Annotated in this window: 22 protein-coding genes and 3 tRNA genes; 3 read left to right on the top strand and 22 right to left on the bottom strand. The window is 42.4% G+C overall.

The genetic code is table 11. The features are described from left to right. Positions 1-3: 3 nt before the first annotated feature. The 5 genes from PaeBR_RS05480 to PaeBR_RS05460 all read right to left on the bottom strand — a co-directional run bounded on the left by PaeBR_RS05480 (position 4) and on the right by PaeBR_RS05460 (position 5,534). Entirely contained in the window at positions 4-549 is a 546-nt protein-coding gene (locus PaeBR_RS05480) for a PTS glucitol/sorbitol transporter subunit IIC (protein WP_410513864.1), read from the bottom strand. A gap of 18 nt (positions 550-567) precedes the next feature. Continuing rightward, positions 568-993 carry a transcriptional regulator GutM gene (locus PaeBR_RS05475; protein ID WP_410513863.1) on the bottom strand — a complete coding sequence of 142 codons (426 nt, stop codon included), beginning with the start codon at positions 991-993 and terminating at the stop codon, positions 568-570. Between the two features lie 31 nt (positions 994-1,024). Next, a complete protein-coding gene (locus PaeBR_RS05470; RefSeq protein WP_410513862.1) occupies positions 1,025-1,981 on the bottom strand; it encodes a sugar-binding transcriptional regulator in 957 nt (318 codons plus the stop codon). A 649-nt stretch (positions 1,982-2,630) separates the two neighbouring features. After that, positions 2,631-4,394, bottom strand: a complete 1,764-nt coding sequence (dhaK, locus tag PaeBR_RS05465) for a dihydroxyacetone kinase subunit DhaK (protein ID WP_410513861.1) — start codon at positions 4,392-4,394, stop codon at positions 2,631-2,633. Continuing rightward, positions 4,395-5,534 carry a glycerol dehydrogenase gene (locus tag PaeBR_RS05460; protein ID WP_410513860.1) on the bottom strand — a complete coding sequence of 380 codons (1,140 nt, stop codon included), beginning with the start codon at positions 5,532-5,534 and terminating at the stop codon, positions 4,395-4,397. A gap of 181 nt (positions 5,535-5,715) precedes the next feature. Between PaeBR_RS05460 and PaeBR_RS05455 the strand changes: the two genes are divergently transcribed. Continuing rightward, positions 5,716-6,759 (top strand): PocR ligand-binding domain-containing protein, encoded by a 1,044-nt coding sequence (locus PaeBR_RS05455; RefSeq protein WP_410513859.1) that lies wholly within the window; start codon positions 5,716-5,718, stop codon positions 6,757-6,759. Between the two features lie 58 nt (positions 6,760-6,817). On the opposite strand, the gene PaeBR_RS05450 is transcribed toward PaeBR_RS05455, so the two are convergent. From PaeBR_RS05450 to PaeBR_RS05405, 10 genes are all read right to left on the bottom strand, one after another. Next, on the bottom strand, positions 6,818-7,045 hold the full coding sequence (locus PaeBR_RS05450) for a hypothetical protein (RefSeq protein WP_410513858.1): 228 nt from the start codon (positions 7,043-7,045) through the stop codon (positions 6,818-6,820). Positions 7,046-7,321: 276 nt separating this feature from the next. Continuing rightward, complete coding sequence (locus PaeBR_RS05445) at positions 7,322-8,140, bottom strand: carbohydrate ABC transporter permease (RefSeq protein ID WP_410513857.1); 819 nt, start codon at positions 8,138-8,140, stop codon at positions 7,322-7,324. Then, positions 8,140-8,973, bottom strand: coding sequence for a carbohydrate ABC transporter permease (locus tag PaeBR_RS05440; RefSeq protein ID WP_410515086.1), 834 nt, complete (start codon positions 8,971-8,973; stop codon positions 8,140-8,142). The genes PaeBR_RS05445 and PaeBR_RS05440 overlap by 1 nt, the downstream gene beginning before the upstream one ends. Before the next feature lie 155 nt (positions 8,974-9,128). After that, positions 9,129-10,391, bottom strand: a complete 1,263-nt coding sequence (locus PaeBR_RS05435) for an ABC transporter substrate-binding protein (protein WP_410513856.1) — start codon at positions 10,389-10,391, stop codon at positions 9,129-9,131. Between the two features lie 13 nt (positions 10,392-10,404). Then, positions 10,405-12,087 carry a glycoside hydrolase family 13 protein gene (locus PaeBR_RS05430; RefSeq protein ID WP_410513855.1) on the bottom strand — a complete coding sequence of 561 codons (1,683 nt, stop codon included), beginning with the start codon at positions 12,085-12,087 and terminating at the stop codon, positions 10,405-10,407. 147 nt (positions 12,088-12,234) lie between these two features. Next, positions 12,235-13,248, bottom strand: coding sequence for a LacI family DNA-binding transcriptional regulator (locus PaeBR_RS05425; protein ID WP_410513854.1), 1,014 nt, complete (start codon positions 13,246-13,248; stop codon positions 12,235-12,237). Positions 13,249-14,280: 1,032 nt separating this feature from the next. After that, positions 14,281-14,586, bottom strand: a complete 306-nt coding sequence (locus tag PaeBR_RS05420) for a LytTR family transcriptional regulator DNA-binding domain-containing protein (RefSeq protein ID WP_410513853.1) — start codon at positions 14,584-14,586, stop codon at positions 14,281-14,283. Positions 14,587-14,863: 277 nt separating this feature from the next. Next, complete coding sequence (locus tag PaeBR_RS05415; protein WP_410515085.1) at positions 14,864-15,772, bottom strand: tyrosine-type recombinase/integrase; 909 nt, start codon at positions 15,770-15,772, stop codon at positions 14,864-14,866. A gap of 151 nt (positions 15,773-15,923) precedes the next feature. Then, positions 15,924-16,006: transfer RNA gene (locus PaeBR_RS05410), tRNA-Leu, on the bottom strand. 80 nt (positions 16,007-16,086) lie between these two features. Beyond that, complete coding sequence (locus PaeBR_RS05405) at positions 16,087-16,455, bottom strand: helix-turn-helix domain-containing protein (protein ID WP_410513852.1); 369 nt, start codon at positions 16,453-16,455, stop codon at positions 16,087-16,089. A gap of 141 nt (positions 16,456-16,596) precedes the next feature. On the opposite strand from PaeBR_RS05405, the gene PaeBR_RS05400 reads away from it, so the two are divergent. Next, complete coding sequence (locus PaeBR_RS05400; RefSeq protein WP_410513851.1) at positions 16,597-16,794, top strand: XRE family transcriptional regulator; 198 nt, start codon at positions 16,597-16,599, stop codon at positions 16,792-16,794. A 36-nt stretch (positions 16,795-16,830) separates the two neighbouring features. Beyond that, the gene (locus tag PaeBR_RS05395; RefSeq protein ID WP_410513850.1) at positions 16,831-17,472 is read left to right on the top strand and encodes a hypothetical protein; all 642 of its coding nucleotides are present in this window, start codon (positions 16,831-16,833) and stop codon (positions 17,470-17,472) included. Positions 17,473-17,525: 53 nt separating this feature from the next. Here the strand turns inward: PaeBR_RS05395 and PaeBR_RS05390 are convergent. From PaeBR_RS05390 to PaeBR_RS05360, 7 genes are all read right to left on the bottom strand, one after another. Continuing rightward, positions 17,526-17,608 (bottom strand) — tRNA-Leu (locus PaeBR_RS05390). Between the two features lie 3 nt (positions 17,609-17,611). Beyond that, a tRNA-Glu gene (locus PaeBR_RS05385) sits at positions 17,612-17,686 on the bottom strand. A 212-nt stretch (positions 17,687-17,898) separates the two neighbouring features. Then, complete coding sequence (locus PaeBR_RS05380; protein WP_410513849.1) at positions 17,899-19,098, bottom strand: ABC transporter substrate-binding protein; 1,200 nt, start codon at positions 19,096-19,098, stop codon at positions 17,899-17,901. Between the two features lie 71 nt (positions 19,099-19,169). Continuing rightward, positions 19,170-19,871, bottom strand: a complete 702-nt coding sequence (locus PaeBR_RS05375; RefSeq protein WP_410513848.1) for an ABC transporter ATP-binding protein — start codon at positions 19,869-19,871, stop codon at positions 19,170-19,172. A 6-nt stretch (positions 19,872-19,877) separates the two neighbouring features. Continuing rightward, positions 19,878-20,660 carry an ABC transporter ATP-binding protein gene (locus tag PaeBR_RS05370; RefSeq protein ID WP_410513847.1) on the bottom strand — a complete coding sequence of 261 codons (783 nt, stop codon included), beginning with the start codon at positions 20,658-20,660 and terminating at the stop codon, positions 19,878-19,880. Further along, a complete protein-coding gene (locus PaeBR_RS05365; RefSeq protein ID WP_410513846.1) occupies positions 20,629-21,597 on the bottom strand; it encodes a branched-chain amino acid ABC transporter permease in 969 nt (322 codons plus the stop codon). The genes PaeBR_RS05370 and PaeBR_RS05365 overlap by 32 nt, the downstream gene beginning before the upstream one ends. Before the next feature lie 13 nt (positions 21,598-21,610). After that, positions 21,611-22,516 (bottom strand): branched-chain amino acid ABC transporter permease, encoded by a 906-nt coding sequence (locus PaeBR_RS05360; RefSeq protein WP_410515084.1) that lies wholly within the window; start codon positions 22,514-22,516, stop codon positions 21,611-21,613. Positions 22,517-22,679: the final 163 nt, after the last annotated feature.

The raw sequence follows: 22,679 nt of genomic DNA, 5'->3' as shown, positions 1-22,679 counted from the left end.
TCCCTAAAAGTTTACTGTATCCTTAAGCTTTACTCCCTGCTGCTTCGACACATACGCGGTTGTAAAGTCAGTGACCCAGCCTCTAAAAAAGTTGGTTACGATCCCTACGAGAAAGTAACGGAGTGCCAATTCTGTGGTGTCTAGTCCAAGTGTTGTTATGCCCGCTGCTATTCCGAGAAATACGAACAACTCTCCGGGATTGACATGCGGGAATAATCCGTTATGCGTATGGCATGAAAAGGAAGCCGCTGAATAGTAGCTCGGTTTATACTTTTCGGGAAGAAAACGCCCCAGAGATAGAGTCATCGGGTTAGCCAAAATAAAGGTTCCGACCACCGGAAGAACAAAATATCTTGTTACGGGGTTCTTTCCTGATTTTTTCGCTATTTTCTCCACGCGCTTTTCTCCGACCAGATGAATCAGTGCATTCATGGCTACAAGCAGCATGATGAGCAGCGGAATGATTCCGGTCACCAGGCTCATGAAGGTTTCTCCGCCTTGCCGGAATAAATTCATAAAGCCTGATGCCAAGTTAACAAAGATATCCATACTTTTCACCTCAACTTATTATTTTTTGGCGGGTATCAGTTTTTCCAGCCAGGTTTTCCTGATTTTGAGCTCACCCCCTTTAGCAATAATGTCAAAGTTATTCAAAGCGTCCTGGATTGCGGCTCTCGTTAACTTATTGACCCGGGCCAGATCATTTTCAGATAGCTGCGGCAGGATCTTGCCTTCAAACCCCTTCATATCTCTGACTCTGGAGAAAACCGTCACACCCTGCATTTTAACCGCTTTCAAAACAACGTCGTCACGATTAATGACAAACATGACGAGAGTGCCTGCTCTGAATTTGCCCGTTTTCTTCCCTATGGCGACGCGGCCCATCTGTCTCAGCTCCGCATACCGCCTGTTGAAATTTCTGACCTGACTGAGCCCCAGCACGCTCTGCAGAAGCCAGGACAACCCTACGAGAACCATTAAATAAACAGTCATCTGCTTACTCCTTTCTATCGCGCTTTTCCCCTCAGCTCACGGCAAGACGAATGATTTCAACGGCTGTTTCCTCGGTGGTTACCAGTGTATTGATGTACTGGCCTTTGATCGCGGCAAGGATTGGAGCAGCCTTCTCCACCGATTCGGCAAGTGCAATGGAGTAGCGCGTATTTCTCAGGCGTTCCAGCGGTATTGCTATGGTTCGATCGGTCAACTCCGAATTAATAATTTCACCCTCGGAATCGTAAAAACGGGAGCAGATATCGCCAATCGCACCATGCCGATTCAAGTCGTCGATTACTTTATCATCGTAAAAGCCCGTCCAGATCATATTGGAGTTGCTGATTTCAGCTCCGATGCCAACCACTGCAACCGTAATCTGATCCCACAGTTCAGAAATCTTGCGGAAATAATTAGACTGCACGATATCGTCCCTGGTCTCCTTACGCTCTACCACAGCCGCTGCATCAATTAAATACGCTTCTCCTCCAAAATCATTGGCAATACTGTATACGATGGCGTTTACATGATACTTGGTTTCCATCGTGCCAGGACCGCCGACAAGTGGAACAAAATGCGCGGATCTCTGCGGACAGTCAGAAAATTCTCCGATCAGGCTACCCATCGTACTGCCCCAGGCAAAACCCACAATATCTCCGTCGATGATGATATCTTTCATCAAAACGGCTCCGGCTCTGGCCACGGCCTTCTTTTTGGCATCAGTCGGCAACTCCGGTTCGGATGCGGCGATAATGACTTTTTTCAAACCGAACAGCTTCTCCAGCCGGCTTTCCAGTTCAATATTGCCCCCGCCCTCATCAATAATCTTAATTTGGACCACACCTTCGTCCCTTGCCTTCTTCAGCAAACGGCTTATGGAAGTCCTGTAGATTCCCAGGCTTTTGGAAATTTCACTTTGTGTCATATCATTGAGGTAATACATGCGGGCAATTTTAATTAATAATCTTTTTTCTTCATCAATATTCATCGCTGGCCCCCCGCTAAATTATTACCATTGCACATATGTGCTAAACTTTTATCTTTTGTGCTTTTCTTGGCTTTAGTATAAACTTTACTCACACGCTCCGTCAATATAAAAATAATTTGATTTCCCAAGACAACAAAAAAAGATTATCCAGCAAGCAATCGTTCTGCTTAATGGATAATCTCTTTGATTGTATAATGCGGTAGAGAGGACTCGAACCTCCACGGGTATACACCCACTACCCCCTCAAGATAGCTCTCTTAGATCGAAACGCAATTCTCGCAAGTGATGATGCTGTTCAGGTCAGTGAAAACACAACTCACTTAGCTATAAAAAACAGTCTTCAGACATATTCGTCCGTACCCAATTGAAAGCCTTCACCCTATCCTCGCTTTCACCTTTGGCCGTTACCATCGATATGGGTAATTCATAACGCTCTCGGATTTCCCGGCACAGCCCCAGCCGTCTTTGCCAGGCATCAAGATATTGATAATAGCATGCTGGAATGATTGCATATTTATGTTAGGCATTGTTCACATCGCTTTGATTAATAGTTACTTCATCAATGAGTTTAACTATTAAGGTATGGTTTTTTTAATAGCGAAACCATTTTACTTATAATAGATAGCTCCTTTGTCTTGAACTTATCATTTTATTTCAAATGATCCGAAAGCTCCTTGAAAATAACACCCAGTGCATAGGCTCCCGCATCCGGATAACCAAGGCTTCTGTCCCCAACGGTGCCTGCGCGTCCCATACGGGCCACGATATCCTCCGTCTTTTTGGCGCCTTCAATGGCTGCTTCGGCACCTTTCGCAAAGGCGGCTTTATAACTATCCCCCTCCACAGCGCTCTTCGACCAGGAAACTGCACAAGGTACAAGAGCGTCAATCAAGGTTTTATCCCCCACGACAGCTCCCCGCCCAAAGGAACGTTCACCGATAGATTGTATGCCTAGTACAGCGGCCTGCATCATGTCGGCAAATTCGGATATACTTATTTCTTTTTTAGCACCAACAGCCTTACCCGCTGAACGGAACGCAGAACCCCAGATCGGCCCAGAAGCACCGCCGCAATATTCCATGATAACCAGTGAACAAGCACTCAAAAAGGTTCCGATGTCCGTCTTACTGTGTGTCAAAATGTGATTCCATTCTCGCTTTAACTGCCGGAATCCTTTGGCAACACTCATCCCGAAATCACCATCACCGGCATGAGAATCCAGTTCACAGAAAGGAACTTCATTTTTAATAATGATTTCGCTCATCTTGTCTACCAGATAAACGAAATTATCCAATGTAAACGAATTGCCTTTGATAGTGGAGTACTCTTCAAGTGTCTCTGTCTCGAACGAAACGGATGAATCTGTGGTATTCTCCTCTGCGATATCAACATACTGGACGCTTTCCGTAGGACCTGATACCTTGAAGGCAGGTGTATCGCTTTCCGTGAAAAGAAGCGTTTTGAGTTCTTCGTCCAATTTCATAATGGTTATAGAGGCTCCGGCCATATCAATACTTGTCATATAGTTTCCGACGAAGATTTTACAAATCTTAATATTTTTCTTCTTTGCTAATTCCCGCGTAACCGCGTTATTTAAAAGATACAGCTCTAGTAATGGGGTTCCACCAAAACCGTTAATCAACAATGTAATCTCTGAAGGATTACTGTTGTCAATCTTTAAATCCTTTAAGAGTACTTCCACCATACGGTTTGCCATATCATCAGCTGTTCCAATTTTTTCGCGGCGAATCCCCGGCTCCCCATGAATACCGACGCCATATTCCATCTCGTCTTCAGCAATCTCGAAGGTCGGTGTTCCCTTGGCGGGAACCGTACATGAGGTTAGACCGAAACCGATGCTGCGAACATTTGCAGCCGCTTTCTCAGCAGCGGATTTCACCTGCGCTAAACTCCGGCCCTCTTCTGCCGCCGCTCCGGCAATTTTATGCACCAGCACGGTTCCGGCTACTCCCCGACGCCCTACCGTATATAAACTGTCTTGTACCGAAATATCATCATCCACTCGAACATAATCCACTTCAATACCGTCTTCTCCTGCCAAATAAGCAGCATTTTTGAAGTTCATTATATCCCCGCTATAGTTCTTAATGATCATCAAGGTACCTTTCTTGCCAGCGGTTGCTTTAATCGCCTGATACACCTGAATCTGGGAAGGGGAAGCGAAAATATCTCCACATACAGCTGCGTCGAGCATGCCTTTACCCACATATCCTGCATGCGCAGGCTCATGGCCACTGCCGCCCCCACTGATCAAGCTGACCTTGTTTTCATTGATTTCTTTTTTCTTGATAATTTTATACTTCTTCACGAACTCAAGCTCCGGATGAGCCATTGCCATTCCGTTACACATTTCAATGACAATGTTCTCCGTTTGATTGATGATCTTCTTCATTTACTTGGCCTCCCGGCGCGCTTTGTAGTCTTTGCCAATTCTGTCTGCCGTAGCAATCGCAGCTGCAACTTCCTTTACTGTGATAGGGAATGGCATAGAATGAATTGATTCTTCAGGAATGCAGGCTTTTTCAGCTACTTGAAGCAGCTCCTCTGCAGTAATATGATCTACGCCAATATCAGCCAGACACACAGGCAAGCCTACCTCTAGACAAAAATCCAAAACCTGGTGCAATTCCTCAGTTGGGGCATTTTCAAGCACTAATTGGGCAAGTGTACCAAAGGCAACCTTTTCACCATGAAAGAAGGAATGTGTTCCTTCAAGGATCGTTAATCCGTCGTGGATCGCGTGAGCCCCGCCCAAGCCTGCGCTTTCAAAACCAAGGCCAGATAATAAAATATTGGTCTCCACTATATTCTCTAGTGCCTGAGTAACCATATTACAATCACTTGCTATCTTCGCTTTGGCACCGTCCTTCAATAGCATTTCATAACATAAAGTTGCAAGTGCAAGCGCTGCGTTGGTTCCTACTGCCGGAGCACAGTAACCTTCTCTTGAGCCCATTGGAAGACTGGCATTAACTCTGGAATACGATTTAGATGTCGCTCTTGCTTCAAAATATGTAGACAAAGCGTCACCCATGCCTGCCACGAGAAAACGCGTAGGTGCATTGGCTATAACCGTCGTATCTACCAAAACAACACTTGGGCTTTGCTTGAAATAGGCATAATCATCAAACGCACCCTCCGGTGTATACAGTACAGCTGAATGACTCGTTGGTGCATCTGTGGCTGCAATCGTTGGGCAAATGATCAGAGCTTCTCCCCTGGCCACACATTTAGCCGCATCAATTGCTTTGCCTCCGCCTAGGCCGACCGTGCAGGTACAGCCTTTTTTTTGGGCAATTGCCTGCAATCTGGCTACTTCCTCCCGCGAGCATTCTCCCATAAAACCGCTTTCAACAAAGGTGATATTGAACTTAGCAGCCGTAGCATCGAGCTTATCCTTTACTCGTTTCACATCTTCCGGATGGGCAATTAATAAGGCAGACGAACCAAAAGAATTTACAAAATACCCAAGGTTCAATAATTCGTTTTCCCCTTGAACATATTTAGTTGGACTAATGAATGCTTTTCTCATAATTCTAATCTCCTCCTGTTTTATAAAAAATTTAATTATTCAATTAATTTGAGTATATAGGACGTTTTTATTCTTGATAGTGGAATATTATAACTAATAATTATAATTCTCAATCGTAATTATTTGCACTTGGTTCAAACAATGGTATCTTATTGTTATAGCTATTGGAGGTGGAATTCTTTTGATACAAGAATCCTTACGTATAAACAAAATTTTGGATCTAAAGAAGTGGAAGCGTCTTCAAGATTCTCTGGCTACAGTTACCAAACTGGCCATTCTAACCGTTGATTATAAAGGCATCCCTGTCACCAGCCACAGCTGCTGTCAGGCGTTCTGCCAAAATGTGCGAAAGGACCCTGATCTGCTGCCTTATTGCCAAAAATGTGATTCCCGCGGCGGCCTTGAAGCGGTTCGATTAAATGCTCCTTACGTTTACCTATGCCATTTCAATATCGTGGATATTGCCATTCCTATCACTGTTGATGATAAATACATTGGTGCTGTTATGGCAGGACAGGTCAAGCTTTCAGATCCTGAAAATGGCAATGACCTGGAGCAAATTGTGACTTCGAAGAACAAATCGTTACATCTTATCAAAGAGGACCATTTGAAGGAACACTATGATAATATTCCAACCATGACTTATGAAGAAGTCGTTAAAATCTCCAACATGTTATTTCTCTTGTGCAACTATATTATCGAAGAGGCACTCAATAAAAATCTGCTTGTCGAAATGTTCGAAAAAGTCTCTGGAAACGACGAAGCCTTAAATATTTCCACCATTCTGCCTGGATACACCATTAAAAATATTGAGTCCATAAAAAAAGAAATGACCAATGCTATTGCTGATGCCTATCTAAAAAACACATCAAATGATACAACGATTTGTACTAACTCGGTTCTGAAACCCGCCTGTGATTATATTTACAGTAACAAAAGTGAAAATATAACATTAACGCATATGGCTGAGCTGTGTCATATCAGTCCCAGCTATTTTAGCAGACTTTTTGCTAAAGAAACGGGCGAAAACTTCACGACTTATTTGGCAAAGCTTAAGGTGAAATGGGCGAAGCAGCTATTGGAAGTAACCGATATGCCTGTTTCTCAAATCAGTGATGAGTTTGGCTTCAATGAACCGGGGTATTTTATTAAAACCTTCAAAAAATTCGAAGAAATAACGCCCGCTCTTTATCGTAAATATTATAGAGAGAGACTGAATCAGTGATAAAAAGTCCCCAACAAAAATTAAGATTTTTGAGGGGACTTGTATGTCGGACGCGTCTTCAGGTAGTGAATTGATTCTCGGGAGTGTCCTTGCCAAACAATCGTTCCGCGTCATCCTCGGATGGTTTCACGAGATCGACCTGGCCCATAATAGACTTTACATATTCCACGCCATCTTCTCCCTCCCGCCAGATCATCGGGTGATAGTTGGGATCAAAGCAAACCAGAATGTTACTCTTTCCCGCCGTTTCAATCGTCCGGCGAATCGGCAGCATCGAGATCGGCAACAGGAGAAGTGAACAATCTTCGAATTTAGCAAAGCTTCTTCCATCTCTCGAGTAAAGGTTAAATGATAGTCCGCTCCTCTATAAAAAACAGGAATCGGCGTTGATTTGTTCTTGGTTACGACCACCATGCTTGTCGCGGAGTCCACCTGCTGAACACCCCGTATATCAATATCCGCTTTCTGCAAATGATTCATTAAAAACTTGTTAAGATATCATTGTTTCTATCCTGGAATTCAATTTTATCAAAATTAAACACTCTGCTTCCTCCTAGTCCCCTTACTTGACAGCTCCCTGTGTGATACCGTTAATGATCCATTTTTGTGCTAACAAATAAACAATTACCATCGGCAGCAATGCCATAAGATAGGAGGAGAAAGCCAAATTGTAATCGGTGCTGAATTGTCCTTGAAATACATACTGCACAAGTGGAAGGGTCATTTGATTGGGATCGCTGAGCATGATTAGCGGCAGCATAAAATCGTTCCATGCCCATAAGCATGTTAAAATACCGACTGTGGCATTAATAGGAGCTAACAGCGGAAAAATCACTTTCCAAAACACTCCCCATGTACTTGCACCATCTATAATCGCCGCTTCTTCCAAATCCTTTGGAATGGAGCGAAGGTAGCCTACATAAACAAAAATATTAAAAGATAATCCGTATACGATATAAAGAAAGACCAGCCCCGTCGGATTATCCAGTCCCATACTGCTGGTTTGCTTTACAATGGGCAGCATAATAATAGGAAACGGTACAAACATAGCACTTACGAAATAGTAGTACAGAAACTTGTACGTTTTCTTATACATATTTCTTGCAATGGCATACGCCACCATCGAATTCGTCAATAAGGTAAGCACTACAACAGATACAGTAATCACAGCACTGTTCTTAAAAGCCTGGAAGAAATTTGTCATCTGGATGGCTGTCTTGAAATTCTCAAAATTCAAAGATCCAGGCAATGCCAGAAGAGAGTTTGCCGTTTCTTCCGGAGTTTTCATTGCAATGGTAATGACTAAATAACCAGGAAAGAGAACAAATAGAGAACCAATGATTAACAAAATGGTCATGAGCCAATTTGTGCGTTTTTCCATTACATATCAACCTCTCTTCGTTGTAAGAACCGAATTTGAATAATTGAAATAACCACAATAAAGACAAAATAGACTACGGCATTGGCGGATTGAAATGCAAATTCCCCACCTTCAAATCCCCCGCGGTAAATTAATAAAGCAATGGATTCGGTCGATGTACCAGGTCCGCCCCCCGTTAAAGCCATAATATGATCGAATACCATTAAGAAGCTTTTCATCGCAAGTACCATATTAATCGTAAAGAAGGCGGCAATCATCGGGAATGTCACGCTCCAAAACTTCTTCCACACCCCAGCCCCGTCAATACTTGCAGCTTCATATAAATCAGTCGGAATCGTTTGCAAACCGGATAAATAAAGGATGGTATTAAAAGCTACCGCTTGCCATACAGCTACCAGAAGAACGCCTATCCAGGCAAGAGAGGGATCCCCGAGAATATTTTTCGATAACGAAATAATTCCCATTTTCTCAGAAATCTGCGGAATGAAATGTGCAAACAAATAGTTGAAAATGTATCCTACAATTACAACACTTAAAATATTAGGCAAGAAGTATATCCCTCTTAAAGTGTTTCTGAATTTAATTTTTGCATTCAAACCTAATGCAAGCAGCAAACTTATTACATTGACAAGCAATGTTGCAATAATAGCAAATTGGATGGTGAAGCCATATGCATGAAAAACACGATCATCTTTAAATAAATTTAAATAGTTTTTAAAGCCGACAAAATCCCATTCACCATAGCCTCTCCAGTTAGTGAAGCTGTAAAAAACACCTTTTATTACAGGAAAGGTGTGAAACATAAAGAATAATAATACCGCAGGAAACGTCATTAAGAAAAATGCGATTTTTACTCTGCCCGTTTTTTTAAAACGTGATAATGAAATGCTGTTATCCCCATAGGTCTTCCCTTTCATCTTTAAGAGCCTCCTTTATAAAGAGGAATTGAGCATTGCAACAATGCTCAATTCCAATAAACATCTTCTTGTTATTGTCTGTTTAAGACTTTGTCCCACTCTTTATCCATGGTGTCCAAAAATTTATCTTTATCCTTTTTCATGAAAAATTCCTGTACAATGTTTTCGGCTTTCATGCCATTTTGATAATAGTGATCCGGGAAGCTGGTAATAGCTCCATTTTCAAAGTTCGTTTTGAACCCGTCCATAATGGGGTTGTTTTGAAAGACATCTTTTAATGTTGAGAAAGCAGTTTGCTCATCGATATATTTTTGCGCATTTTCCTTTTTCAGCAAAAACTCAATAAATTTCTGTGCTTCTTCAGGATGCTTGGTGTCTTTATATGAGGTCAACAAAATATCCACACCGGAAACGAGTTTATTGTTGGCTGGATCATTCGTAGCCGGGAATGCGCTTACACCAATTTTAGCATCTGGATTTGCCTTTAAAATATCCGGAATCGCCCACACACCTTGCATGTAAAAGACACCATTTCCTTTGGCAAATGCTGCATTGCCATCAGCATATCCAACGCCAAAGTTATCTTTGTGCCCGTAGTCAATTAATTGGATCATCTTATCTGCTATCTCGCCGTAACTTTGTTTGAAGGTTGTTTTGCCTGCATTTTTATCAGGGGCAAAGTTTTCTCCCTGCAAGTTGGCGGCCATCGAATTCAGGATAACCATGCCAGTCCAAGGGTCTTTTAATGTAAAGAAGATTGGCGTTTCGCTGGCTGCTTTTGCTTTGTCTAATGCCTGGATCAATTCATCCCACGTTTTGGGCGGCTGGATACCCAGTTTATCGAGCTTCTCTTTGTTGTAAATAATACCGTTTGCGTTGGCCGCGTAAGGGATACCATAAGTTCCGGTATTTTTATCCCCCAAAATCTTGCCGATCATATCAATATAAGCGGGATGAACATTATCTAACAATGGATCGTCAGAAAAATCTTTTAGAATTGCTGTACCGACAAATTCACGGTATTGCGCGCTCCCCCCCATGGACATTACATCAGGAATTTGATTCTTGGAAATTCTGACTTTCAGAACCGTATCCGCCTCTGGAGGAGATTGGAAATTAATTTTAATGTCCGGGTTTTCTTTCTCGAATTCCGCAATCAGGGATTTATATGTGTTTATATTTTCAGTTTTGTTGGAGAAGAATTCGATTTCCACTTTTTTATTCCCGTCGGAACTTCCCCCTTCATCAGACTTAGAACCGCATCCGGAAAGTAATGATGCACCTAACAATGTGATTAGCAAACCACTGGCCACTCTTTTTACTGACTTGTTCATTCAAACTTCCCCCTTAATTTAATTTATATACTCTAGCCTCATGGGGCTTAAGTATCACGGTGCCAAGAGCTTCTGATGCATCGGTTTCATAGTTGCCAATTAGTAATTCCGCTGATTTATAATGGATATCCTCCGGAAGAGAGAATACAGGCGTATTCGCTGAAAAATTACATATAACTAGCAGCTTTTGTTCACCCAGATGTCTGACATAAGCATAAATTTGTTCATCGTTTTCTAAAATCAGCTGATATTTCCCATAGACGATGATCGGATTCTTTTTCCGCAGCTGGATTAACTTTTTATAGTAATGGAATATAGAATCCTTATCCTCGAGAGCCTCTGCTGCATTGATGCCTTTATAGTTGGGGTTAACGGTAATCCATGGGTCTCCTGCAGTGAATCCTGCATGAACTTCATTTGACCATTGAACCGGAGTACGCGCATTATCCCTGCTTCGTGCACAGAAGGCTTCCATCATCTCTTCATGTGTAAGATGGTTTCCTTCGGTGTAGTCTTTATAAGCATTTAAGGATTCAATATCCCGACAAACATCAATGGACTCAAACTTCATATTGGTCATACCCAGCTCTTCGCCTTGATAAATATAGGGTGTTCCCTTCAACATGTGCAGGCAGGTGGCCAGCATCTTTCCTGAAATCACACGATATTCATCGCTGTCATTCCCAAACCGGGAGATGGCTCTCGGCTGGTCATGGTTACTCCAGTACAAGCTATTCCAACCGTCTTCCTCAAGCCCATTTTGCCATTTAGTAAAAATCCTTTTTAGATCAGTGAGCTTCCATGACTCTGGCGTCCACTTCCCAAATTTCCCGTTACCGATATCTACATGATCAAAATTGAAAATCATATTTAATTCATCACGGTTTGTACCTGTATATAATTTAGCCTCTTCAATGTTAACGAACGGCATTTCGCCCACGGTAATGGTGTCATATTTCGCCAGCACTTCCTTGTTCATCTCTTGAAGAAATTCATGAATACGTGGACCGTTAATGTAATATTGAGCGCCGTCACCATAACCGGTTCCAGCAACCTTGCCATCCAGGTAAGACTGGTCCTTTGAAATAAAGTTAATGACGTCCATGCGGAACCCGTTTACACCCTTATCCAGCCAAAATTTCATCATGTCATAAACTTCTCGACGCAAGCCAGGATTTTCCCAATTGAGATCCGGCTGCTTCTTACTAAAGAGATGTAAATAATATTCATCCGAAGCTTCATCGTACTCCCAAGCGTTGCCGCCAAAAGCCGCGCCCCAGTTAGTGGGAGGCTGCCCCTCTTTTCCCCGCTTCCAAATATAATAATCACGATACTGGCTGTTTTTTGAAGAGCGCGATTCCATGAACCACGCATGCTCATCCGAAGTATGATTGACTACGAGGTCCATCATGATTTTGATATCTCTCTTGTGAGCTTCTTTCAACATTTCATCAAAATCCGCCATGTTGCCGAAATCATCCATAATGTCCTGGTAATCACTGATATCGTAACCGTTATCATCATTTGGCGACTTAAATACAGGCGACAACCATATCACATCAATCCCCAGATCCTGCAGATAGTCTAATTTTTCAGTAATCCCTTTAATATCACCAATTCCATCTCCATTGCTGTCATTAAAACTTCTAGGATAAATTTGATAAACAATGCTCTCTTTCCACCATGTTCTCTCCACTTTTCTATACTTCCCTTCAATGTTATATTCAAATGTAAAGCTTTACAATTTAGCCAAAATAATAATCAAATAATATGAGGCTGCTGGGTAGAAAATGTAAAGCTTTACAATTCGATTAATAAAAAAGCGATTGTTCAGTTAGGGCTCTCAACTTTTTGCAATCGCTACGCTTTCTCTAATATGGATTGTATACGGCACCATATACTTTTCGAATTTAACCTGGTTGTTTTCAACCATATGCAATAAGATTTTCGCTCCTTCCTGGCCGAGCTCCGTATAGGAGTATTGAACGCCAGAAAGTTTTAATCTAGAGGCTTTTGCTAAAACTGTATCGTCCAGCGCCAGCACAGAAAACTGTTCGGGCACTTTTATACCCATATCCAGAAGACAATTAATGGCTCCTATACCCATACCATCATTTACTGTTATAACAGATGTAAGATTTATATTCCTATCTAACAAAATCTTCATTTTGTTATAACCATCTTCAATGTGAAAATTACCGTTGATAATGCTGTCAGGATTCAACTGAATTCCAGCTTCTGTTAAACCGTCCTTATAACCCTTCAAACGTTGTTCTGCGTTCGCTGAACCTTCCGGCCCGCTAATAAATCCAATGTTTGTGTGCCCAAGATCGATTAGCTTAATGGCAGCTTCCTTTCCAAAATGATAATTATCAAATGAAACGAAAGGAATTTGGTCTTTCTCAGTATCTTGTAATAGAGAAATGACTGGTATCGTGAGGTTCTTGATGAGTTCTGCATGCTGTTGTGTGAATGTTGCCGTTGCAAAAATAATCCCTTCAACACGTTTTGAACGAAAAATGTCAAATTGCTTTCTTTCATTCTCGAAGTTCCCGTTTGTACATGCGATTAACAGATTATATCCCAATTCCTCGAGCACATTATTTACACCATTAATTGCCCTTGGCATCCCCTCACCAGTCATGTCATGTACGATCATGCCAATCAGTGAAGTTTTTTTATCAGCAAGTTCCCTTGCTAGCATATTAGGATGATAACCTGTTTCTTCAATAATCTGTTGAATTTTTTTTCGTGTACTCTCCTTAACGACTCCCGAGTTATTAAAAACCCTGGAAACAGTTGCTATTGAAACCCCCGCTTTCTTGGCTACTTCGATTATGTTGATATCCTTCTTCATCTTACCTCCTATAAGGTAGAACGGCAGCTGTTTTGTAAGGGATTTCAAAACAACAATGAAAAGCTTTACATTTATCATTATATATTTGTTTTTGATGAGTGTCAATAAAACTCATTTAATGTGCAGCTACACAAGCTTTAGCTTTCATGAACTTAAAAAGAATATGGCCCATGATGCGGGAATCGTATATTAAGTATACGAAGTCTTAGAAAAGATCGGTTAAGCAAGTATAGACCGGCCAACATGAGAAAAAAAGGGCAGCGCATGGGGTGCCCTCAAGGCTGTCGAGAAAGTCTCGTCAGCCTTTCTCGTATTATAGAGTATCTGTTAAGTATTACAAATCGGCGCCAATACGGCCGGATTTCTATAAAGTAACAGAATTATTTTGATTCTTCCTTCACTATATAAAAAATTCTGCACATCAAAAATATTCTTAATATCGCTTGTTAAATAACATTATTTGGCTACTTCACATTTTCAATTGGCTGGTGGTTCACATTTTTTTGAAGCGACATTATGACCCTCTAAAATTATTCATTCTCTATCACTATATAAAAAAATCTGTAGAGTGGATTAACCCTTATAAAACATAGGCAGAACAAGGGATTTCTAAACCGTTAGTATTGATTTCTAAATGCTAACATTTTTGCTGGTGGACATTATGTCCGTCTTGCAGACTCCTTCATATATAAAAAATATCAGAGTGCTAAAAAACCTATATTCTATATGGTTATTTTGAATGTTTTCATTTTCCTAAAATTAATTTTTATTATATCCCTATCATATGGAGACCTTCGAGACCCTCAAAAAACCTAGTGTTTATAAGGGTTTTTTAATGATAAAAATATTAAAATGTGTCGTTTTTGATTGAAAATGAGATATTGGACTCTATACTCATACTGATAAATACCATCCTAAACTTGGAAAGTTCTAATCTTTCTCCCTCATATCAATGGATATATAGGATTTAAAGTCATTTCTAAGAGTCGATAAAACAAAAAAGACAGGGAGAGTTTCCCTGCCTTAAAAGTTTTAAATTGCTAATTTTTCAGATAATATTTTACTCTTAATTGATGTTGCCTTTAAAATATCATCCATATCCTTTAAGTGAACTTCATTCTTTTTTAAATTAACGTAATCAACTTTTTCAAGGTTCACAACAAGACCCCGATCAATCTGTAGGAAGTTTTGAGAAGTAAGAAATATTCGCAGTTCATCAAAAGAACCTTCATAATTCAATTTTTCATCTTTTAAATGCAACGTCTTTATTAAATTATTGTGCTTTCCAGTACATGAAACATAACGAATTTCAGAGAGGTTTGCTTGAACCCATTGCATGTTAACCAACCTAATCACTCCTCAGTTTGTGGTTGTAAATAGTTTTCTTGGAACTGGTAAACAATACTATCTCTCAATGTTCTCAGGACTTGTATATCACCCTGTATCGCCTTTTTCCTGTCTTCATCACATGATGTATCAAGTGCTTCCCTTACCAACCCTGAATGGGCTTGTGTAAGCACTAAGAGACTATCAAACGTTACATCGTCCAAAATCCATATTAACCGACTTAGATAAATATGGGTATCAAGTAAATCATTCGTCATTTTTGTCATGGCTATATGTCCATATTGTTCAATGGATTGTATAGAGCATTTTGTGATCGTAGAGCCGTTCCCCAAATACTGAGATAACGTTGAGTAATATTTAACTGTGAATGACGAAGCATCTTTTGGAGCGTAAAAATATCGCAGCCATTCATCAACATTTTCATAGCAAAAGTATGACGAAAAGTGTGAGCAGATAATCTAATTTCATCCTTAAAATTCATTGCTTCCTTTAAGCGTTTAAAGATGGATTTAACAGCATCGGTCGATAACTTCCCATTTTTCCTATCACTGGTGAATACATACTCCGATAAACTATTAAAATGTTGTCGGCAGAACACTTGAAACTCAGCCAATTCCTTTACTAATTTATCTGTCAACGGAATAGAGGACTGTTCACGTTTCTTACCATACACTGTAATTGTTCCTGATTTAAAATCTATATCATTCCATTTCATGTTAATCAACTCACCTAAACGGACACCTGTACCCAACAATGTAATGATAATTGTGTAATCCCGATAAGCAGGGAATGTACGGTTACGATTATTGATTCTACGATAGTAATTTAACATTTGAGTTATATGATAATCACTGAATGCTTCAATCTGAATATCTTCTTTAACATATGGAAGTCGTTTAATGGGATTCTGTTTGGAGTCAATCACTTCGATTTCTTCAAGGTGATTCATGAATATCTTAATGGTATGGAGTTTTGAATTTCTAGTTGTCGGATTGTTGCCACGTTCCTTTTGACAATACATTAGATAGGATTTGATGAAGGTTTGAGTTATGTCCTCCACGTTCACAATTTCATGTTCACCACAAAAGGTTTGAAATTCCTTCAACGTTAATAGGTATGCTGCAATCGTTTTAGGTGATAAATTTTTGTACTCCCGATCATCAATAAAACCTTGAATCGAAAATTTCTACAACAAAAAGACCACTCCCTTTTCAGAATTTTAGTGTCCTGATAAGTAAGTGGTCTATTGGATAAGTATCGGGTGCTAAGAAGCACTAACTAATCAAATATTCATGAAACCTTATAAACCCTTGCTGTATATAACATTATGCGGTAGAGAGGACTCGAACCTCCACGGGTATACACCCACTACCCCCTCAAGATAGCGTGTCTGCCATTCCACCACTACCGCGTGATGAGTAAAACACAAAAGCTTTGTTCGAGGTCAACATTCATTATTATATAGCCACTATCCTTAAAAGTAAAGATGGCTCATTGAGAATTTTCTTCCTCCGATGTACGCTTCCGATACCGGGTAAAAGCTATGTATTCTTTGATGAATTCCTTCTCTTTGGGAAGCAGGCTGTCACTTTGGCAATCCAGTTGCCCTATTTGCTCAAAAAAATAATCTTCGTTACTCTCCCGCATGATCACCGGGGCATTTTTGCCCAAAATTAGCCAGTCCAGACTGACCCCAAAAAAGGCACCGATCTCAATCAGTTTATGCGTGCCCGGAGTAGATTTCCCGCGTTTCCAATCTCCCAGGTTCCCTGTGCTGATTCCAAGCTGCTCGCAAAATGACTTTTTGGTTATTCCCTTTTGTTCTATTAAATACTCAATACGCCCGTAGATCGACTGCATCTGCAAACCGCCTTCCAATATAATGAATGCACTTATTTAAGTTATTTCATATTGTAAAATGACGTAAAAAAGTATATAATTAACTATTATGTCTAATCCCATTATATCATACGGCCCGAATGTAAATAAGAGGTGAGTCAGTTGAAAAGCAAACAGCCTATAACTCCTTATGGATGGGCGATCAAGCAACGTCTGGCGGAGATGCATCTGGATCAGAAGGTATTTTGTGAAATGTATGGAATCCCGCCTTATCGTCTTTCGAATCTGATTCACGGAACACGTAGAGCCCAGCGTTACCGGCGTCAGGTAGATGAACTGCTGGGTCTGCCCCCATCTTAGTATTTCAATTTGAAGTACTGCAAGGAGCGATAGCCATTGCCAGAACGACTGTTACCCTCTATTCATCAAACTCTCGATTCTCTACCACAGCTTTCACTGGTCATTGACAGACACGGCATAATCCAATTCGCAAATCGTTCCTGGAAGGCCTACAGCTTCCGACGCGGGATTTCATCTCGCCTGGAGTGGGTCGGGATCAACTATTTCGAAGTCATGGAGGAGCTGATCCTGAAGCCCGAGCACATGATGGTGCTGCGTAAGTCATTGCGCTCCATTTTCGGCGGAGAACATCTTGTATACAGGGGTGAATTCCCCAAGCCACCCGCTCTCAAGGACAGCAGCAAGTATTTCCGGCTTGAGGCCTTTCCGCTTATAGAAGACGATAACCGGGAAGGATATTCTGTTGTCATTTCCCATCAAGCTGTTCCAGGGCCCTCAGAACAAAGGGTCCGGCTGCCCAAGAAAGCTATCCCTGTGTGCAAGCCGCCGCAACAGCATTTCCAGCCTATCTGCGCCTCTTGTAAATCTATTCGTGATGACAAGGATCGATGGGCAACCATTGAGAGCTTCTTACAACAACAGCTCTCTGTGCAGTTCACACACGATATCTGTCCAAGCTGTATACGGCAGCTTTATCCCCAGTATGCCCGTGCACTGGAAGGGTCAGCCGGCAATTAAAAAAGGTAAGAAATCCTCTGCTAAGCAAAGGATTTCTTACCTTTTTTGTGTAATGCGGTAGAGAGGACTCGAACCTCCACGAGCATACGCTCACTACCCCCTCAAGATAGCGTGTCTGCCATTCCACCACTACCGCATATGGTGACCCGTATGGGATTCGAACCCATGTTACCTCCGTGAAAGGGAGGTGTCTTAACCCCTTGACCAACGGGCCGTACACTATATCTAATATGTTCTTTTCACAACAAAAATGAGTATATCAAACCTCGGGGAAACTTGCAAGTATTATTTATTAGACTTGCAGGATAATTCGATTTCTGCGTAGCCAAAATACTCCGGAAGCACGAGGCTCCCGGAGCTGACAAGCCTAATTGGCTCAGAAGAATACACTATCCAGCGGATCAAAGATCAGCGTATCGTATACACTTATGGATTAACTTTTGTTTCAAATGTTTGCTTACCATCAACAAATTTCAGGACAACTGCTGCTTTAACAGGGTCATGAGTTTCGTTCATTGTAATTTTACCCGTTGCCAGCTGCAGGTCCTTCGTAGCAGCCAGTGCATCCTTCAGCTTCGTAGCATCAGTAGAGCCTGCGCGAGTGATGGCATCAGCTACCAGCTTCACAGCATCATAACCCAGTGCAGCCATTCCGTCCGGTACGAGATCGCCATTAGCTGCCTTGAACGCATCTACGAACGATTTAACTTCAGGAGAGCTGTCTTCCGGCGAATAGTGATTGGACATGAACGTGTTATCGAGTGCTGCTGCGCCGGCAATTTCAGCCAACTGCGGGGAATCCCAGCCATCGCCACCCATGAATGGTACAGTGATACCCATTTCACGTGCCTGCTTCAGAATTTTACCAACCTCTTCATAGTAACCAGGCAGGTAAATAACATCCGGATTCGATTCTTTAATGCGAGTCAGCACGGCTTTGAAGTCGGAGTCTTTTTGTTGATAGGACTCTTCACTTACGATCGTGCCGCCATTCTTGGTAAAGGTTTCTTTAAAGAAGGTTTGTAATCCCTTGGAGTAGTCACTGGAAGTATCAGTATAGATAACTGCGGTTTTTGCTTTAAGAGTTTCTGTAGCAAAGTTTGCCATAACCTGACCTTGGAAAGGATCGATAAAGGAAGCGCGGAACACCCATTGATTCAATTCTCCTGTACGCTCGTCAACAGTTACCTTAGGGTTTGTTGCCGAAGAACTCACAAGTGGAATTTCCTTTTCTTGGGCTACAGGTACAATACCCAGAGTGTTCGTGGAAGTCGTTGCCCCAATAATCGCTACAACCTTTTCGGTTGTGATCAGCTTTTGGGCTGCGCGGGTTGCTTCTTCAGACTTGGAAGCATTGTCGGCTTCAACCAGTTCCAGCTGTTGGCCGAGCACTCCACCTGCATCATTGATTTCCTTCACTGCCAGTTGTGCACCTTTGAGTGCGGAGTCACCGAAGGAAGCCTGACCGCCTGTAAGCTCGAAGTTCGCTCCAATCTTGATTGCTCCTGCAGCAGCATTTCCACCGTTTCCAGCGGCATTGCTCTCAGTCTCTTTGTTGTTGCCGCAGCCAGTTGCCAAAGCTGCAGTCAATACTGTCGTCAAAATAATGGCCCCGATTTTCTTCATCCTCTTCCAGCCTCCTAAAGTATTATATTTATATGTTGGTTCTGTGATGCTGCTAACAAACTAATGAATAATTAATGACCGAGATAGGCCATCTTGATCTCTTCTGAATCCGCCAATTCCTTGGCATCCCCCTCAAGGACCACTCTGCCTGTTTCAAGTACATAAGCACGGTGGGCAATCTTCAGCGCTTGGTGTGCATTTTGTTCTACAAGCAATACGGTCGTTCCGGAAGCATTAACTTCCTGAATAATCCGGAAGATGTCCTGAACCAACAGCGGTGCCAGACCCATGGACGGCTCATCAAGAAGCAGCAGCTTCGGATGGCCCATCATTGCACGGCCCATGGCGAGCATTTGCTGCTCCCCGCCGGATAATGTACCGGCCAGCTGTTTTTTCCTCTCCAAAAGACGGGGGAATGTAGCGTACACCTTCTCAAGATCAGCTGGCAGGCTGCTTGAATCCTGCAAATAGCCGCCCAGCTCCAGGTTCTCCTCAACAGACATGTTTGCAAATACGCGTCTGCCTTCCGGACAATGGATAAGGCCCTGCTTAACAATAGACTGTATGCTTTGGTTCGTGATGGATTTATCTAAGAAATCTATACTGCCTGTCTTTGGCTTAAGCAATCCGGAAAGTGTCTTGAGAAGTGTAGATTTGCCGGCGCCATTGGCTCCGATCAACGTTACAATCTCCCCTTCATTAACGGTAATACTTAGATCCTTAAGGGCATGTATGGCTCCATAGTAAACATTGATTCCTTGTACTGTAAGCATTGCTGTCTACGCCTCCTGTCCCAAATAGGCTTCGATAACCTTGGGGTTATTCCGTATTTCTACAGGTGTTCCATCGGCGATCAGCATGCCGCGGTCAAGCACATAGATCCGGTCGCAAACCCCCATGACCAATGACATATCATGCTCAATCAGCAGAATGGTCAGATCAAATTCTTTACGAATCCAGGCAATCAGATTCATTAGATCACGAGTCTCATTCGGATTCATGCCCGCCGCCGGTTCATCCAGCAGCAGCAACTTCGGACCTGCCGCGAGAGCACGGGCGATTTCCAGACGGCGCTGGTTACCGTAGCTGAGGTTACCTGCTGTTTCCTCGCTCTGATCGGCCAGATTGAATATTTTAAGAATATCTAACGCTTTTTGCGTAATTTCCGATTCTTCCTTGAAATGCTTTGGCAGGCGCAGCATCGATGTAAAGATCGAATGCTTCGCATGCTGGTGGAAGGCAATTTTGACATTGTCGAGAACCGTCATTGCCGTGAACAGCCGGATATTCTGGAATGTCCGCGCCGCCCCCTTCCGGTTAATCCGGAAAGGCTTCATGCCGCCTACGGACTGATTATTCAGAATAATGGTACCGCTGGATGGCGGATAGACACCGGTCAACAGGTTGAAGAGCGTTGTTTTGCCGGCTCCGTTCGGTCCGATCAATCCGATTAATTCCCCTTTATCGATATGAAGGGAAACTTCGCTGAGCGCCTTTAGTCCTCCAAAGGAACGACTGGCCTCTTTGACATCAAGAAGAACTGCTTTCGCTGATGACGTCATCCGGCTTCGCCTCCTTTTTGGAAAATTTCTTAAATGAAAGACCTGTGCTGCCAAGAAGTCCCTTCGGACGGAAAATCATCATCAGTATAAGAATCGCCGAGTAGATGATCATACGCAGCTCTGGAGTATCCTGCAGCAGGGTGAACAGCAGGGTCAGCACAATGGCACCGATAATCGAGCCTGCAGTACTTCCCAGACCTCCCAGTACGACCATAACCAGAATTTCAAACGACTTCAGGAAATTAAAGCTGCCCGGATTAATAACATAAAATTTATGTGCCGATAGTCCGCCAGCCATCCCGGCAAAAAGCGCACCAAGTGAAAAGGCGATAACTTTGTACAACGTTGTATTAATACCCATCGCCTCGGCAGCAATCTCATTCTCCCGAATAGCGATGCAGGCCCGACCATGAGAAGAGCGGATAAAATTGTTGATTACTATTACCGTAATAAGAGTAAAAAAGAACATGATCGTCCATGTAGTCTCCGACGGAATACCGCTTAGTCCCGAAGCACCGCCTACATATTCCGTATTGAGCAGCACGATCCGGATAATCTCGCCAAAGCCCAGTGTTGCAATCGCCAGGTAGTCCCCATTTAGCCGCAGCGTCGGAATACCAATAAGAACACCGAAAAATGCTGCCACAACGCCCGCAATCAGAAGAGCCAGAACGAAAGGAATATCAAAGTTCAAGGTAAGAATAGACGACACGTAAGCACCGATGGACATAAATCCTGCATGCCCGATGGAAAACTGACCGGTAATCCCGTTAATCAGATTAAGCGATACCGCCAGCATGACGTTAATACAGACCAGAATCAGCGTGGATTCCGCAACATCATCAAGGAAACCTGTGTTCAAAAGAACATGAATAATTCCGTAGAGAACTAGGGAAAGGACGATTCCAATCCAGAATGATTTGTTAAGTTTCTTCATGTTGTTTCCCCACCTACACTTTCTCCCGGACATTTTTACCAAACAGCCCGGACGGTTTAAAGATAAGGATGAGGATCAGAACGGCAAAAGCTACGCCGTCACGCCAGGAGGAATAACCCAAAGAAGAAATTTCTGTTTCTACCGTACCTAACAGCAATCCCCCGACAAGTGCTCCAGGAACGCTTCCTATACCTCCAAGTACAGCAGCAACGAAAGCCTTCAGCCCCGGAAGAACACCCATCATAGGGTCTACGGAATTGTATGTCATACCGAAAATAACACCAGCCGCAGCTGCGAGTGCCGAACCGATAGCAAAGGTAGCTGAAATCGTCCGGTCCACATTAATCCCCATCAGCCGTGCCGCTTCCATATCATAAGAAACCGCCCGCATGGCTTTGCCGATCTTCGTGCGGTGTACGATATACTGCAGGATAATCATAAGGATGACAGTCGTTGCCAGAATCATGATCTGATTGGAATCCACCTGAATGGAAGTTCCGAACAACTGATACTGCTTCTTATTAAGAATTTCCGGAAAACCTTTGGCCTGCGGCCCAAGTACGAATACTCCGCTGTATTCCAGAAAAAAGGAAACCCCAATAGCTGTAATAAGTACGGCGATACGTGATGCCTTGCGCAGCGGCTTGTAAGCCAATCGTTCAATCGAGATGCCAAGCAGTGCACTGACCGTCATAGAAATTACAAGTGATATAATCAGGACGATTACCGGGGGAAGTCCCACCGATGCCAAATATCTGGCACTGAACAGTCCGATAAACGAACCGACCATAAACACATCGCCGTGAGCAAAATTAATCAGCTTGATAATTCCATAAACCATTGTGTAACCAAGGGCGATCAGAGCGTAAATACTGCCTACGGAAATTCCGTTAATTAACTGCTGAATGAAGTACTCCATCGCCATCCCCTTTTCCCCATAATAATCAAAAATCCCCTTTCTCTGTCTTACATTCATCTTTCTTTCTGTATGATGTTATTTATATTAACATACACACTTTTTTTCGTCACTAGCATTTCTTGCTTTTTACTATAAAATTCGAAATTTAAGGTCAGATTATATA

It is taken from the genome of Paenibacillus sp. BR2-3, from assembly GCF_046529485.1.
Classification (GTDB): Bacteria; Bacillota; Bacilli; order Paenibacillales; family Paenibacillaceae; genus Paenibacillus_AQ.
Note: the sequence above shows the minus strand (reverse complement) of the source record. Positions and strands in the feature narration are given on the sequence as shown.